Origin of the sequence: Neisseria sp. HMSC078C12, from assembly GCF_001838065.1 — a bacterium.
Classification (GTDB): Bacteria; Pseudomonadota; Gammaproteobacteria; order Burkholderiales; family Neisseriaceae; genus Neisseria.
The window spans coordinates 71,491-87,268 of record NZ_KV835584.1 but is presented as its reverse complement, the minus strand read 5'-3'; the positions used below and the strand labels follow the sequence as shown (position 1 = coordinate 87,268).

At 50.1% G+C, this 15,778-nt stretch carries 14 protein-coding genes and 2 pseudogenes; 8 read left to right on the top strand and 8 right to left on the bottom strand.

The window, feature by feature from the left end:
• Positions 1-69 precede the first annotated feature (69 nt).
• Positions 70-627 carry a nitroreductase family protein gene (locus HMPREF2596_RS02030; RefSeq protein ID WP_036491562.1) on the top strand — a complete coding sequence of 186 codons (558 nt, stop codon included), beginning with the start codon at positions 70-72 and terminating at the stop codon, positions 625-627.
• A gap of 79 nt (positions 628-706) precedes the next feature.
• Here HMPREF2596_RS02030 and HMPREF2596_RS02025 read toward each other — a convergent pair whose 3' ends face one another.
• From HMPREF2596_RS02025 to yajC, 4 genes are all read right to left on the bottom strand, one after another.
• A complete protein-coding gene (locus HMPREF2596_RS02025) occupies positions 707-1,588 on the bottom strand; it encodes a carbohydrate kinase family protein (RefSeq protein ID WP_070849283.1) in 882 nt (293 codons plus the stop codon).
• Positions 1,589-1,912: 324 nt separating this feature from the next.
• Positions 1,913-2,848: a protein translocase subunit SecF gene (secF, locus tag HMPREF2596_RS02020; RefSeq protein WP_070849280.1), complete on the bottom strand. Its 936-nt coding sequence runs from the start codon at positions 2,846-2,848 to the stop codon at positions 1,913-1,915.
• Positions 2,849-2,851: 3 nt separating this feature from the next.
• Positions 2,852-4,705, bottom strand: a complete 1,854-nt coding sequence (gene secD / locus HMPREF2596_RS02015) for a protein translocase subunit SecD (protein WP_003745673.1) — start codon at positions 4,703-4,705, stop codon at positions 2,852-2,854.
• Between the two features lie 75 nt (positions 4,706-4,780).
• Entirely contained in the window at positions 4,781-5,047 is a 267-nt protein-coding gene (gene yajC / locus HMPREF2596_RS02010) for a preprotein translocase subunit YajC (protein ID WP_003675720.1), read from the bottom strand.
• 177 nt (positions 5,048-5,224) lie between these two features.
• On the opposite strand from yajC, the gene HMPREF2596_RS02005 reads away from it, so the two are divergent.
• The 5 genes from HMPREF2596_RS02005 to HMPREF2596_RS01985 all read left to right on the top strand — a co-directional run bounded on the left by HMPREF2596_RS02005 (position 5,225) and on the right by HMPREF2596_RS01985 (position 11,274).
• Entirely contained in the window at positions 5,225-6,283 is a 1,059-nt protein-coding gene (locus HMPREF2596_RS02005; RefSeq protein WP_070849277.1) for a histone deacetylase family protein, read from the top strand.
• 232 nt (positions 6,284-6,515) lie between these two features.
• The gene (locus HMPREF2596_RS02000; protein WP_003745670.1) at positions 6,516-7,580 is read left to right on the top strand and encodes a 2,3-butanediol dehydrogenase; all 1,065 of its coding nucleotides are present in this window, start codon (positions 6,516-6,518) and stop codon (positions 7,578-7,580) included.
• A 118-nt stretch (positions 7,581-7,698) separates the two neighbouring features.
• Entirely contained in the window at positions 7,699-8,841 is a 1,143-nt protein-coding gene (locus tag HMPREF2596_RS01995; protein ID WP_070849274.1) for an NADH-dependent flavin oxidoreductase, read from the top strand.
• Positions 8,842-9,054: 213 nt separating this feature from the next.
• Complete coding sequence (locus tag HMPREF2596_RS01990; RefSeq protein WP_070849271.1) at positions 9,055-10,650, top strand: peptide chain release factor 3; 1,596 nt, start codon at positions 9,055-9,057, stop codon at positions 10,648-10,650.
• A gap of 240 nt (positions 10,651-10,890) precedes the next feature.
• Positions 10,891-11,274 carry a CopM family metallochaperone gene (locus HMPREF2596_RS01985; RefSeq protein WP_049323855.1) on the top strand — a complete coding sequence of 128 codons (384 nt, stop codon included), beginning with the start codon at positions 10,891-10,893 and terminating at the stop codon, positions 11,272-11,274.
• A gap of 24 nt (positions 11,275-11,298) precedes the next feature.
• Here HMPREF2596_RS01985 and HMPREF2596_RS10855 read toward each other — a convergent pair.
• Both HMPREF2596_RS10855 and HMPREF2596_RS01980 read right to left on the bottom strand, forming a co-directional pair.
• A pseudogene (locus tag HMPREF2596_RS10855) lies at positions 11,299-11,472 on the bottom strand (integrase core domain-containing protein); the annotation flags it as partial.
• Positions 11,462-12,022: pseudogene (locus HMPREF2596_RS01980) on the bottom strand (TSUP family transporter); the annotation flags it as partial. The pseudogenes HMPREF2596_RS10855 and HMPREF2596_RS01980, both read right to left, overlap by 11 nt.
• A 197-nt stretch (positions 12,023-12,219) precedes the next feature.
• Here HMPREF2596_RS01980 and HMPREF2596_RS01975 point away from each other — a divergent pair.
• Positions 12,220-12,765 carry a TIGR00645 family protein gene (locus HMPREF2596_RS01975; RefSeq protein ID WP_070849263.1) on the top strand — a complete coding sequence of 182 codons (546 nt, stop codon included), beginning with the start codon at positions 12,220-12,222 and terminating at the stop codon, positions 12,763-12,765.
• A gap of 72 nt (positions 12,766-12,837) precedes the next feature.
• On the opposite strand, the gene HMPREF2596_RS01970 is transcribed toward HMPREF2596_RS01975, so the two are convergent.
• Both HMPREF2596_RS01970 and HMPREF2596_RS01965 read right to left on the bottom strand, forming a co-directional pair.
• Entirely contained in the window at positions 12,838-13,788 is a 951-nt protein-coding gene (locus tag HMPREF2596_RS01970) for a bile acid:sodium symporter family protein (protein ID WP_070849260.1), read from the bottom strand.
• 205 nt (positions 13,789-13,993) lie between these two features.
• Positions 13,994-14,881 (bottom strand): YicC/YloC family endoribonuclease, encoded by an 888-nt coding sequence (locus HMPREF2596_RS01965; protein WP_223169056.1) that lies wholly within the window; start codon positions 14,879-14,881, stop codon positions 13,994-13,996.
• Positions 14,882-15,018: 137 nt separating this feature from the next.
• Between HMPREF2596_RS01965 and rph the strand changes: the two genes are divergently transcribed.
• Positions 15,019-15,747 carry a ribonuclease PH gene (gene rph / locus HMPREF2596_RS01960; RefSeq protein WP_070849258.1) on the top strand — a complete coding sequence of 243 codons (729 nt, stop codon included), beginning with the start codon at positions 15,019-15,021 and terminating at the stop codon, positions 15,745-15,747.
• The last annotated feature ends 31 nt before the right edge of the window (positions 15,748-15,778 follow it).

Below are 15,778 nucleotides of genomic sequence, written 5' to 3'. Positions count from 1 at the left end.
CTTTTGCTGATTTATTTATCTTTCCGCTATATAATTATTCTCATTCAAGTTCACAAGAAAGAATAAAACATGGATGCCTTAAATCTCCTGACCACACGTCGCTCTTCCAAAAAACTGACGGCTCCGGCACCCAATGCCGAGCAACTGGAACAAATGCTGCAAGCGGCAACCCAAGTGCCCGATCACGGCAATATGCGCCCTTACCGCTTTACCGTTATTCAAAGCGAGGCCGGCTTGGAACGTTTCCGCGGACTTTTGAGTAAGACCGTTACCGAACTCAACTTCGGCGATGACGCCATGAAAAAAGCCGAACGCGTCGGCAACATGGCGCCCATGATTATCGGCGTTACATTCGTGCCAAACCGTGAAGTAGCAAAACCCAAACCCGAATGGGAGCAAATGCTAACCGCCGGATGCGCCGCCTACGCATTGCAACTGGCCGCATCAGCCCAGGGCTTCGACAATGTTTGGATTACGGGCATGTGGGTCAACAGTCCATTGTTGCGCGAAGCATTTGAGTGTACCGACAAAGACAAAATCATCGGCCTGATGATGATTGGCTCTCCGACAGAAGAAGGCGGCGGCCCGAAAAATACCAACCTGGAATGCTTTACCACTTATTGGTAAAGCCTAAAAACACTCAGGCCGTCTGAAAACCTGATTTAATGGTTTTTCAGACGGCCTTTTTATGTCTCTTGTCAAAATATCAAGCCGGATTCATAAACGCTTCAATTTCTTCCAAAGAAATATCCGCCGTTGCACCATGACGCGAAGCAACCAACGCGCCCAACGCACAAGCAAAAGTAATGGCTTCTTGAGGAGGCGCATTATTGAGCAGCTTGTAAGTCAAACCGCCAAGAAAGCTGTCGCCCGAACCGACAGTATCCACCACTTTAACGCGGAAACCACAATGGCGGTACACCTCGCCGTCCTTATACAAAACCGCGCCATGGCTGCCCAAAGTCACACACAAGATTTTGACACCGGTCAGCTTAACAAGATAGCTGATATTTTGTTCGATACTGTGATAAGGAGAACCGTAAGCCGCAGCCAACTCATACAGCTCATCATCATTGAGTTTGACCATATCGGACTGTTTCATGCTCTCCAACAAGCGGTCAATATCGTAATGCGGCTTGCGCAGATTAACGTCAAAAATTTTGAATTTGGCTTCTTTCAATAAAGCGTCCAAGCTTTTACGCGAAACCTCGTCACGGGTTGCCAAGCTGCCGAAAACAAAAGCATCGGATTCCGCCACTCGTTTGATTGCCGCATTATTATTCGAAATCCTGTCCCACGCACAAGGATAAACAATCTCATAAGACGCACTGCCAGACTTGTCCAAGTGTACTTTTACCAAACTGGTCGCGCATTCTTGGCAAACCTGCAAATAATCAGTATTGACGTTTTTGCTTTGGACCTGGCGCAGCAATTCCTCGCCGTCGGCATCATCACCGCGACGGCTGATGATGGCAGCATCGATACCCAAAGACTGCAAACGGACAGCAACATTCAAGGGGGCGCCACCCAATACCTTTCCGTTTGGAAAATCGTCCCACAGCACTTCGCCGAAACTGGTTACTTTCATTCTTAACCTTCCTTATTTGAGGTTGATTGGCAGGGTCTGCACACCCGACAGATTTTTTGCAAATCATGTACTTGTAGTAAAACTCCAGCATCGGGGGCAAAAGTATTATGTTTTAAAATGTTGGGACTGACAAGCAATTAAGGGCATATCAGACAATAAACTTGATTCATCACAAAATTATATCGTCCATATTTTTTCTTTTTCTTTCACATTTATCCCCTCTGATTTCATTAAAACAAAACATTCTGAAATTTAAATACAAAAGGCCGTCTGAAAACTGATTCAATCAATTTTCAGACGGCCTTTATCGAATTATTGCAGCGTTTAAACTACCACTTCTTCTTTTTTCTTCACTTCTTTGGCAATGTTCTCACGGCTCAAACCAAACATCAGCAAGAGCGGGCTGGCAACCAATACGGAAGAGTAAATACCGAACACGATACCGATGGTCAGCGCCATAGAGAAGCCGTGCAAGGCCGCTCCGCCGAACACCAGCATAGAAACAACCATTGCCTCGGTCGAACCGTGGGTAATGATGGTACGGCTCATGGTGGCGGTAATCGCGTTGTCGATAACCTCCGGAACAGTATGGCCGCGCATATGCGGTTTGCGGAAGTTTTCACGAATACGGTCAAACACCACCACGGATTCGTTCACGGAATAACCCAAAACTGCCAAAATACCTGCCAAGACAGTCAATGAGAATTCCCATTGGAAGAAGGCGAAACAGCCGAGAATAATCACGATATCGTGCATATTCGCAATAATCGCGGACACCGCAAAACGCCACTCAAAACGCATGGACAAATAAATAATGATACCTGCCACCACGAAGCCTAATGCCATCAAACCATTGGTGACCAATTCTTCGCCGACTTGAGGGCCGATAAATTCGACTTGGCGCAAGGTAACGTCAGGATTGTCTTTTTTCAGCAAATCCATCACTTGGTTGGACAGCTGGGCAGACGTTACACCTTCTTTGTTCGGCAGGCGGATCATGATGTGCTTGTTCGTACCCAATGCCTGAACCTGTACATCGCCCATTTTCAGCGTATCGAGGCGATCGCGTGTTTTATTCACATCAACGCCCTGCTGATATTGGACTTCCATTACCGTACCGCCGGTAAATTCGACGGAGAAATTCAGGCCTTTGGTTACCAAAAAGAACACGGCGGCGATAAACGTAACCAACGAAATAAAAGTCGTCAGTTTGCCGTAGCTCATAAACGGAATATCGCGTTTGATTTTAAATAATTCCATGTTTTACTCCTTGCCTTCTGCCATTTCAGCTTTCGGCTTCCATACCGAACCGATGGAAATATTTTGCAATTTGCGACGGCGGCCGTACCACAGGTTGACCAAAGCACGGAACACGACCACGGATGAATACATCGAAGTCAGAATACCGATACAGTGTACAACCGCAAAACCGCGTACCGGGCCGGAACCGAATACCAACAAAGCGATACCGGCAATCAGGGAGGTCAAGTTGGAGTCGACAATGGTTGCCCAAGCGTGTTGGAAACCGAGGTTGATGGCCTGTTGTGGTGCGACACCGGCACGCAGTTCCTCACGGATACGTTCATTAATCAACACGTTGGAGTCAATCGCCATACCCAAGGTCAAGGCCAAGGCGGCAATACCCGGCAAGGTCAGCGTTGCCTGCATGGCAGACAAAATACCCACCAAAAACAAGATATTGGTACTCAAGGCAATGGTAGAGAAGAAACCCATCAAGCGGTAGTAAATCACCATGAATGCAGCAACAGCGGCAAAGCCCCACAAGGTAGAGTGGAAACCTTTTTCAATGTTTTCTTTACCCAAAGACGGGCCGATGGTACGTTCTTCGACAATCTGCATCGGTGCGGCCAGCGAACCGGCGCGCAGCAACAATGAAGTATCGTTGGCTTCGGCTGTCGTCATGCTGCCGGAAATCTCCACGCGGCCGCCGGTAATGGCAGCACGGATGACAGGCGCGGTAACGACTTCGGATTTACCTTGGTCAATCAACACCATAGCCATACGTTTACCCACATTGGCCGAAGTCAATTCGCCAAAAATGCTGCCACCTGCGCTGTCCAAGCTCAGGCTCACGGCAGGTGCACCCATTTGGTCAAAGCTAGGTTGCGCGTCGTTGATGTTGTCGCCGGTCAGTTCAACTTGTTTGTTGACCAAAATAGTTTCCGGATGATCGCCACCGCTTGACAGCAATTCGTAACCGGTCGGCACATTGCCGTTCAAAGCTTCTTGCAGTTTGATCGGATCGTCTTCCACCATGCGCACTTCCAAAGTCGCGGTACGGCCGATAATGTCTTTGGCTTTGGCAGTATCTTGCACGCCCGGCAACTGTACGACAATGCGGTCAAGGCCGGATTGTTGGATAACCGGTTCGGCTACGCCCAATTCGTTCACACGGTTGTGCAACGTATTGATGTTTTGTTTAACTGCATCAGAACGTACTTTATTGATTGCCTCTTCAGACAAAGTCAGCACGATATTGTTGCCGTCCGGCAGCAGCGTGGCTTCAGGGAACAATTTTTGCAACTGAGGCAAGGCTTTTTGTACATCGGCAGCATCTTGCAAAGGCACGGTCAGACCGTTTTCAGTCTGATGCACCGTGCCGGTACGGATTTTTTCGCGGCGCAATTCGCGGCGGATGTCGCCGGAATAACGTTCAAACGTTTTCTGCATCGCGGCTTTCATGTCCACCTGCATGGTGAAATGCACGCCGCCGCGCAAGTCCAAACCCAAGAACATCGGATTGGCTTTAATTTTCGCCATCCACTCAGGGCTGTCTGCCAATAGGTTGAGCGCGGTAATATAGCCCTCGCCCAAAGTATTTTCGATGACGTCACGCGCTTTCAATTGCGTTTCGGTATCTTTGAAACGCACTTTCAGCGAGTTGTCGACGATGAACATACCATCAGTCTGAATACCTGCCTGCTTCAGCGCGGCATCCACTTTAGACTGGGTTTGATCGTTGATCACGATGGCTTGTCGGTTGGTCGATACCTGTACGGCAGGCGTTTCACCGAAAAGGTTGGGCAGCGAGTAAACAGCTGCAACCACAATCGTGAACGCAATCAGCAGGTATTTCCATAAAGGATAACGGTTCATGGTAAACCTTTGCTTTATTTATAAAGGCAAACAGCCGCGCTCGGAAAATGAGGCGGCTTTTTGCAAAAAAACGGATTATTCGGCTTTCGCGGCAATCGCGTTGCGCTCAACTTCCACTTCGATTTTCGCACCTTGGCCGATGTCGACAGTGTAGAATTGCTCGCCGACTTTGGTCACGCGGCCTTTGAAACCTGCTGCCAAAACGACTTTATCGCCGACTTTCAAAGCGGCCAACATCGCTTGGTGCGCTTTGAATTTCTTTTGTTGAGGACGCATAATCAGGAAGTAAAACACCACCATGATCAGCACTAAAGGGGCAAATTGAGCCACTGCTTGATTCATAATATATCCGTTCTTTCAAGTTTTAGATTAAGTAAAAAACTGCACACTGCAATCAAACACATTGGTTGGACTGCAAAATTGAGCTATTCTAAAGGCCGTCTGAAAAATTTCCAAGTATTTCCGTATTTATTAACCATATTTAGCAGTCTTTACGACTTGTCCGACACATACTGTTCCATGTTCAAAAAAATCCTTTGGCGCATCAGCACCCGCCTGCGCCGTTTGTTTGGCAAAAACGCCCGCACCGTATGGATTTCGCATCCGATATTCCTACAGCACCAGCCGGGGCCCAACCATCCCGACAGGCCCGAACGCATCAGCACCATTCAAACCGCCTTAAAACAAGAAGGCATTTGGCGTCGCCTGCAAACCGCCGAAGCACCGGAAATCAAAGATGCGCAGCTGGCATTGGTCCACTCACGCAACTATCTGCACGAGTTGGAAGCCGCCCAGCCGCTTCCCGGTAAAATCCATCGTATCGACGACGATACCGTCATCTGCCACGACTCCCTTCAAGCCGCCCGTTTTGCGGCCGGTGCCGTCGTCAAGGCAGTCGATATGGTGATGAACAAAAAGGCCTGGCATGCTTTCTGCGCCATCCGCCCGCCAGGCCACCATGCCCACAGTAACAGCGCCGGCGGCTTTTGCCTGATCAACAACGTTGCCGCCGGCGTGATGCACGCCATTGCCCAATACCGCCTGCAACGCATCGCCGTCATCGATTTCGACGTCCACTTCGGTGACGGTACGGCGGAGATTCTCCAAGACGATCCGCGCGTGATGTTTTTCAACCTGTTTGAAACCGACATCTTCCCCTTCCCTCAGGCAGAACAATACGCCGGCAATAAGAATATGCTGCATACGCCCCTCAAACCGGGCACAGGCAGCCGTATCTTCCGTACGACCATCCGCGAACAATGGCTACCCAAGCTCATGGCCTTCCGCCCCGAGTTGGTGTTGCTTTCAGCCGGTTTTGACGGGCACAAACAAGATGAAACAGGCCGTCTGAACCTGCATGAAGCCGATTTTGCCTGGCTGACGCACAAAATCGTCCAAGCAACGGCAAGCTGTCAGGGACGTGTCGTTTCCGTATTGGAAGGTGGCTACACCTTGGAATCCATGTCCAAATCCGCCGCCGCCCATATCCGCGTATTGGCAGGTTTAAGCAAGGCCGATTACGTCATCGCCTACCAAAAGCATTTGAAGCGCGGCAAAAGTAACAATCCTACACCATAACGCATTCAAACTATTGCCCCAGGCCGTCTGAACACATATTATCCATTTCAGACGGCCTTTTTTTTCATTTACAAACTTTAATTTGAGCAAAGACAAACCATTTCCATATTATCAGTAGTAAAATAACAAACATAAAACATATCAATAAAAATACTTCACACGCCACACTGCTTCCCTTTCCCCAATTGACCGTCTTTTCAGACGGCCTCCACTTTAAAAAAGGAGCGTTACAATGAAAGCAGCACGTTTTTACAACAAAGGCGACATCCGCATCGAAGACATTCCCGAGCCAACCGTCGCTCCGGGTACTGTCGGCATCAATGTTGCTTGGTGCGGTATCTGCGGTACCGACCTGCACGAATTCATGGAAGGCCCGATTTTCATTCCGCCTTGCGGCCATCCGCACCCAATCTCCGGCGAGTCTGCGCCAGTCACCATGGGTCACGAGTTCTCCGGCGTGGTTTATGCCGTAGGTGAAGGCGTAGACGACATCAAAGTCGGCCAACACGTTGTTGTCGAACCCTACATCATCCGCGACGACGTACCGACCGGCGAAGGCAGCAACTACCACCTCTCCAAAGACATGAACTTCATCGGCTTGGGCGGCTGCGGTGGCGGCTTGTCTGAAAAAATCGCCGTCAAACGCCGTTGGGTACATCCTATTTCCGACAAAATCCCATTGGACCAAGCTGCTTTGATTGAGCCTCTGTCTGTCGGCCACCATGCTTATGTACGCAGTGGCGCGAAAGAAGGCGACGTCGCATTGGTTGGCGGCGCAGGCCCAATCGGTTTGCTGTTGGCTGCCGTATTGAAAGCCAAAGGCATCAAAGTCATCATCACCGAATTGAGCAAAGCGCGTAAAGACAAAGCACGCGAAGCCGGTGTGGCCGACTACATCCTCGACCCGTCCGAAGTCGATGTCGTTGAAGAAGTGAAAAAACTGACCAATGGCGAAGGCGTAGACGTCGCATTCGAATGCACCAGCGTCAACAAAGTGCTGGACACCATGGTCGAAGCCTGCCGTCCAACTGCGAAAGTCGTCATCGTATCCATTTGGAGCCACCCCGCTACCATCAACGTCCACAGCGTTGTGATGAAAGAGCTGGACGTGCGCGGCACCATCGCCTACTGCAACGACCACGCCGAAACCATCAAATTGGTTGAAGAAGGCAAAATCAACCTTGAGCCTTTCATCACCCAACGCATCAAACTGGACGAATTGATTTCCGAAGGCTTCGAGCGCTTGATCCACAACAACGAATCCGCAGTAAAAATCATTGTCAATCCTAATCTTTAATCCTAAGGATTAAAGAATAAACAGGCCGTCTGAAACTTTTCAGACGGCCTGTTTACTTGATAAATTCCCGAATGGCCCAATCCTCTGCCAACCATTCACTTATCAAGAGCAAAATCTCATGAATCCAAAATACGCCCCACTCTTTCAAACATACACCCTCAATAACGGCGTAACCATCAAAAACCGCCTTGCCGTCGCCCCCATGACCCATTTCGGCTCACAAGCCGACGGTTTGATCAGCGACCAAGAGCGTACCTTCCTCAGCAACCGCGCAGGCGATATGGGCATGTTTATCACGGCCGCCACTTTGGTTCAAAAAGACGGCAAAGCCTTTCACGGCCAACCTGAAGCCACAGGCGAACACTGCCTCGACAGCCTGAAAGAAACCGCACAAATCCTGCAACGACAAGGCGCAAAAGCGATTTTGCAAATTCATCACGGCGGTTCCAAAGCCATTGATGACCTTTTGGACGGTCTCGACAAAATCAGCGCTTCCGCCAACGAAGCCGAACACGTACGCGAAGCGACCGCAGAAGAAGTCGAAGCACTCATCGCCTCTTATGCGCAAGCCGCCGATTTGGCGCTTCGTGCCGGTTTTGACGGCGTGGAAATCCACGGCGCGAACGGCTATTTAATCCAACAGTTTTACTCTGCCCAAAGCAACCGCCGCAACGACCAATGGGGCGGCAGCTTGGAAAACAGAATGCGCTTCCCGCTGGCCGTTGTCGATGCCGTGGTTGCCGTCCGCGAAAAACACCAGCGCGACGATTTCATTATCGGCTACCGCTTCTCCCCCGAAGAGCCTGGCGACGACGGCTTAACCATGACCGAAACCGGCGCACTGATTGATGCATTGGTACAAAAACCGCTGCAATATCTGCACGTTTCTCTGTGGGAATTTGATAAAAAAATCCGTCGCGGCGGCGATACCGCACAAACCCGTATGCAATTTATCCACGAACGCATCAACGGCAAACTGCCGCTTATCGGCGTAGGCAACCTGTTTACCGCCGACCAAATTTTGGCCGCCTATGAAACCGGCTGGGCAGAATTTATTGCATTGGGCAAAACCGTGATGATTAATCCGCACATCGCCACGCAAATCCGTAAAGGCCGCGAAGATGAAATCGAAACGCAACTCGACCCGACGCGCGCCGACCATTACGACCTCCCCGACACCTTGTGGGGATTTGCCTCCAGCGGTACGCAATCATGGCTGCCGCCGGTAAAAGGCGCGGAATGGAAACCGATGGATATTTAATCATCGATTCATAAACAAAGGCCGTCTGAAACTTTTCAGACGGCCTTTGTTTTGGTACAAACATTGAATTATCAAGCATTTTTTTGTACAATTCCGCATCTTTCAATCTATTGTAGGGCGTGTTGCACACGCCCTTATTTTAGCCTGTTTTCCAACACCCATATCCTTCAGGCCGTCTGAAAAAACGGCCTGAACCTTTTTGCAAAGAAAACCATGTCCCAAGAAATTCTCGACCAAGTGCGCCGCCGCCGCACGTTTGCCATCATCTCCCACCCTGACGCGGGTAAAACCACGCTGACTGAAAAACTGCTGCTGTTTTCAGGTGCGATTCAAAGCGCGGGTACGGTAAAAGGCAAGAAAACCGGCAAATTCGCCACCTCCGACTGGATGGAAATCGAGAAGCAGCGCGGCATTTCCGTGGCTTCGTCAGTGATGCAGTTTGACTACAAAGACCATACCGTCAACCTCTTGGATACGCCGGGACACCAAGACTTCTCCGAAGATACCTACCGCGTATTGACCGCCGTGGACAGCGCGTTGATGGTCATCGACGCGGCAAAAGGCGTAGAAGCGCAAACCATCAAACTCTTGAACGTCTGCCGCCTGCGCAATACGCCGATTGTCACGTTCATGAACAAATACGACCGCGAAGTACGCGATTCTTTGGAATTGCTGGACGAAGTGGAAAACATCCTGCAAATCCGCTGCGCACCCGTAACCTGGCCGATCGGCATGGGCAAAAACTTCAAAGGCGTGTACCACATCCTGAACGACGAAATCTATCTCTTTGAAGCCGGCGGCGAGCGCCTGCCGCACGAGTTCGACATCATCAAAGGTATCGACAATCCTGAATTGGAACAACGCTTTCCATTGGAAATCCAACAGTTGCGCGACGAAATCGAATTGGTGCAGGCGGCTTCCAACGAATTTAATCTCGACGAATTTCTCGCCGGCGAACTCACGCCCGTGTTCTTCGGCTCTGCGATTAACAACTTCGGTATTCAGGAAATCCTCAATTCATTGATTGACTGGGCGCCTGCGCCGAAACCGCGCGATGCGACCGTACGCATGGTCGAGCCGGACGAGCCGAAGTTCTCCGGATTTATCTTCAAAATCCAAGCCAATATGGACCCGAAACACCGCGACCGTATCGCCTTCTTACGCGTCTGCTCCGGCAAATTCGAGCGCGGCATGAAGATGAAACACCTGCGTATCAACCGCGAAATCGCCGCCTCCAGCGTGGTAACCTTCATGTCGCATGACCGCGAGCTGGTGGAAGAAGCCTACGCCGGCGACATTATCGGTATCCCGAACCACGGCAACATCCAAATCGGCGACAGTTTCTCCGAAGGCGAACAACTGGCATTTACCGGCATCCCCTTCTTCGCGCCCGAACTGTTCCGCAGTGTGCGTATCAAAAACCCGCTGAAAATCAAGCAACTGCAAAAAGGTTTGCAACAACTTGGCGAAGAAGGCGCGGTGCAGGTCTTCAAACCGATGAGCGGCGCAGATTTAATTTTGGGCGCGGTCGGCGTGTTGCAGTTTGAAGTCGTTACCTCGCGGCTGGCCAACGAATACGGCGTAGAAGCCGTGTTCGACAGCGCATCCATCTGGTCTGCGCGCTGGGTATCGTGTGAAGACAAGAAAAAGCTAGCGGAATTTGAAAAAGCCAATGCAGGCAATCTGTCGATAGACGCAGGTGGCAACCTCGCCTACCTCGCGCCTAACCGCGTAAACTTAAATCTGACGCAAGAACGCTGGCCGGACATCGTGTTCCACGAAACACGCGAGCATTCGGTTAAACTGTAAAACACAAAGGCCGTCTGAAACATTCAGACGGCCTTTTTTCATTCGATATCAACCCAATAAATCCCAAGCAAACTTTCCAATGGTCAGGCACAGCAGCAACATAAATCCGTAACGCAGCTCAAATATTGTCTTATTTTAGCTTTTAGCACCTCACCAAACATTTTCGGAATAAATGTTGACTTTAACCTTAGGTCAAAGTTTATGATTTGTGCTCCTTCAGTTATCACATAGGCGAAAAACATGAAAAAACTTATGACTTTTATCACACTTAGCGCTGTTGCAATTTCAAATTATGCCCAAGCTAATGAACAACCGCATCAAGCACACATGAATATGTCAATGTCGACAGATTCTGCAATGCAACAAGAATTAATGCAAGGTATGAATCAAATGAATCAAGACATGATGGCAGCTGCGCAATATAAAGATCCTGATGTTGCTTTTGCAGCAGGTATGTTGCCACACCATATTGGCGCAGTAAAAATGGCGGAAGTTGAATTAAAATACGGAAAGGATCCTGAGATGCGTAAGCTTGCTGAGGATATTATTAACGCACAACAAGCGGAAATTGAACAAATGCAAAAATGGCTTAAAGCACACAACAAAAAAAGCTCCGTAAAATGATCTGACTCCAAAAGTTAGACTGATTTAGTTCAAGGACTGAGTTCTGTAATTCACAGAGCTCAGTCCTTTTAGTTTCCCCTGAATGCGCTCATGGTTGTAATAATGAATGTACTCATGAATCGTTTTTTCCAGTTGTTAGAACGTCTCAAATCATTTACCGTAATAACATTCCATTTTTAATCGTCCAATTGATGACTTTTGCCGAGGCGTTGTCCGCCAGAAAATCATAGCCGTAAAAGCGGACGAACACGAAAGCCAGCAGGCTGCCCGTTCCCGGCCCGAAAATGCCATCATAAAACCCGATTAACGCGCCGAAAAACAAGCCCCATAAAGTTTCGTGGCGCGTCAGCTTTTCAGTGCGCACCGTCTGCCCCAAGTCTTTTTTCAAAAAAGTGTACAGACACATGGCAATCATGATGACCAACATTGCCGGCTTCATGTATTGCACGGGGAAATACACCACCGTTTTCGCACCCAAATATGAAGCGGCAAATGCCAACGCCGCGGCAGGCAGCAGCATTTTCCACGGCACAGGGATTCGGCGCAGATATTGCCCCGTTGCAGTCAGCGTGCCGCAGCAGGAAGCAAATTTATTGACACCCATTACCGAGGCCACAGGCGTAGCGCTTGGCAATAGGTTGAACAATCCGGGAATCTGCAACAACCCGCCACCGCCAACCGCCGCATCCATCAGCCCGGCGGCAAAACCGACCAACACCAGATAATAAAAAAACGAATCTGCGAGCATAATATCCATCTCTAAAAAGCAAAGCGATTTTGCGCGTGTTTGCCCGACCTGACAACCTACAAGGCCGTCTGAAAACAAAAAGCCGACATCCTGTTTTCAGACGGCCTTTCTTTTTAAATTCAGCCACTAATAAGATTGCAGCTTGAAAATTTTTCCATTAAAATGCCGCCCCCTGTCTTTCCCAAACACAACATATTATGGAACATCCTACCCCGACCAAACACACGCCCCGCGACCGAATGGGCATCTTCGCGCATTTCATCTTCGCCAGCCGCTGGTTGCAACTACCGATTTATCTGGGCTTGATTGTCGCCCAAGGCATTTACGCCTACAAATTCCTCAAATCCTTATGGCATTTGGTCACCAATCTCGGCATCATGGATGAAAACACCATCATGATGGCCGTGTTAAACCTGATTGACGTTGTGATGATTGCCAATCTGCTGACCATGGTCATTATCGGCGGCTACGAAACCTTCGTTTCCCGCCTCCACGTTAACGAACACCCCGACCAGCCCGAATGGCTCAGCCATGTCAACGCATCGGTTTTGAAGGTTAAGCTGTCGATGTCCATCATCAGCATTTCCTCCATCCATCTGCTGCAAACCTTCCTCAACGCCGCCAACCTGACCGAAAAACAAATCATGTGGCAGTGCATTACCCACATCTGTTTCCTGATTTCCGCCCTTGCCATGGCGTTAACGGACAAAATCGTGTACGGCACGACACATAAAGCGCATTGATTTCAAAAACAATCAAAAGGCCGTCTGAAACCTTTTCAGACGGCCTTTTATTATTTGGCAATGTTTACCGGCTTATTGCTGACGCTTGTCCCACCAGGCAAACAAATTACCCAAAATCGTTCCCGATACGGAGTGCCAAACGCAGGCAACGGCAGCGGCAACGGCAGACTCGGCATTGCCGGGGAAAAATTTGGCGCTCAAACCGGTGGCAAGTCCGGCATTTTGTACACCAACTTCGATGGCAAGGGTGCGTTTTTTGGCGGTATTCATACCGGTTAACGCGCCGCTGTAATAGCCGAGAATATAGCCGCCGATGTTGTGTGCGGCGATGGCGAGTACCATAACAAAAGCGGATTCGGCGAAACGGTGGCCGTGGACGGCTGCGACGCCGCCGACAATACACGCAAATGCGGCAACGGCAACCGCCGGCATAATCGCGCGCACGTCTTCAAACCAGTGTTTTTTGTGCAGCAAAATATTGGCCACCGAACCAATGACAACAGGCAAAAGCGTTACAAGCAGCATAAATTTGAACATGCCCCAGCCGTCCATTTCGACGGTTTGTCCGACCAAATAAGTCATCCACAGCGGCGTCATCACAGGCGCGAGGACGGTGGAAACCGTGGTCATGCCGACTGAAAAAGCAACATCGCCTTTAGCCAAAAAACTCATGATATTGGACGAAACGCCGCCCGGGCAGGTGCCGACCAAAACCAAACCCAGCGTCAATCCGGGCGAAAGATTGAAGGCTTTGGCAATACCGATGGCAAGCAGGGGCATAATCGTGTATTGGGCGATTGCGCCGATAAAAATATCGAGCGGACGCTGCGCCAGAATTTGATAATCTTCCTTACCCAAAGTCATGCCCATGCCGAGCATGATGATGCCGAGTACGACGACTTGCGTATCGCCTTTTACCCATGAAAACGTAGCAGGTTCGATAAAGGCGATAATGGAGGCAAGAATGATGATCAGGGCGGTGAAGCGGGTCATTTGCCGACTGACTGCTGTCAGAAAGTTCATGTTTTTACTCCTTTGTATGTTCTTATCATGACAATAATTGCCATAATTTAACACATGTTAACTCTTGTACGCAATGATAGTCACGAAACAGGAAACCTGCCTCCAATAATGTTTAAAAATAAACTCAACCGGTTCCGCCCCATATCGACACAAAGGCCGTCTGAAAACTTTTCAGACGGCCTTGTTTTATCCGTTCGTTATCGATTTATTCGATATTTTGAACCTGTTCGCGCATTTGTTCGATTAAGACTTTCAGTTCAACCGAAGCTTGCGTGCATTCGGCGGCGATGGCTTTGCTGCCCAAGGTATTGGCTTCACGGTTCAACTCTTGCATCAGGAAATCCAAACGTTTGCCTACGCTGCCCTTGCCTTCGGTAACGATGCGGCGCACTTCGGCGATATGGGTGCGCAAACGGCTGAATTCCTCATCCACATCGGATTTTTGGATGAACAAAGCAAATTCTTGTTGCAAGCGGTCGTTGTCAATATTGCCGACGGCTTCTGCCAAACGGGCTTTGACTTTGTCCATATGAGCCTGCAGAAGGCTGGGGAACAATTCGTTCAAAGCATCCACAATCTCTTCCATGCCGTCCAGGCGTTGCAGCAGGTGTTCACCCAGTTTTTTGCCTTCGCGTTTGCGGGCGGCTGCAAACTCTTTCAAAGCACTGGTCAATAAATCTTTAACGCCTTTGGCCAAAGCTTCGGCATCTTCGCCCTGACCCGCCAAAACGCCGGGAAAACGCAAAACATCGGCCACGCTCAATTTGGCAAAATCATGTTCCTTACGCCAAGTTTTGTTCAAATGCGCCAGTTGGGCAACCAAATCCTGATTGACCTCCAAAGTCTGTCCGCCCGAAGAGGCATCCTGCAGCTGGATGCGGCATTCCAATTTACCGCGCGCCACGGCCGCGGCAATCTGCTCGCGCAACGCGCCTTCCAAATAGCGCAACTCTTCCGGCATACGGAATTGGACATCCAAATAACGATGGTTGACCGCGCGGATTTCCAAATTAATCCGCTTGCCGCCGCATTCGCCTGCGGCATTGGCAAAGCCGGTCATGCTGTGGATTTGAATATTTCGTCTTGTAGCCATGGTTTTACTCCGTTTCCAAATACGAGTGAAAGTACGGATACTATAACACACCCGACCGACAATTTTCAGACGGCCTTTGCCGCCAAATTCCTCTATAATTCAAGGCAACCTATTTTTTATTCCCCAAAAGGACCATCATGAGCGACTACACACGCACCGGCCGCGCCGCCGACAGCCTGCGCAACATCAAAATTACCCCAAACTTCCTCCCCCACGCCGACGGCTCCTGCCTTATCGAGTGCGGCAACACCAAAGTGATTTGCACCGCCTCCATCGACGAAAATGTCCCACCGTTCCTGCGCGGTAAAGAGCAAGGCTGGGTAACGGCCGAATACGGTATGCTGCCGGCTTCCACCGCCTCCCGTATGCGCCGCGAGGCCGCCGCAGGCAAACAGTCCGGCCGCACACAAGAAATCCAACGCCTGATCGGCCGCTCGCTGCGCGCCGTCGTCGATATGGAAAAACTCGGCGAACGCCAAATCCTGATTGACTGCGACGTCATCCAAGCCGACGGCGGCACGCGTACCGCCTCCATTACCGGCGCCTACGTTGCCCTGCAAATCGCCGTGGACAAACTCCTTTCAGACGGCCTCATCAGCGAAAACCCCATCCGCGAAGCCGTTGCCGCCGTTTCCGCCGGCGTGGTGGGCGGCATACCGCTTCTGGACTTGGACTATCCCGAAGATTCAGGCTGCGACAGCGACGTCAACATCATCATGACCGCATCCGGCAAAATCATCGAAATCCAAGGTACGGCCGAAGGCGCACCGTTCAGCATCGAAGAATTGGGCAAACTCATTGCCCTCGCCCATAAAGGCATTGCCGAATTGGTCCAACACCAAAAGGCCGCCCTTTTGTCCCGATAAGCAGCAAGGCCGTCTGAAAGATTTCAGACGG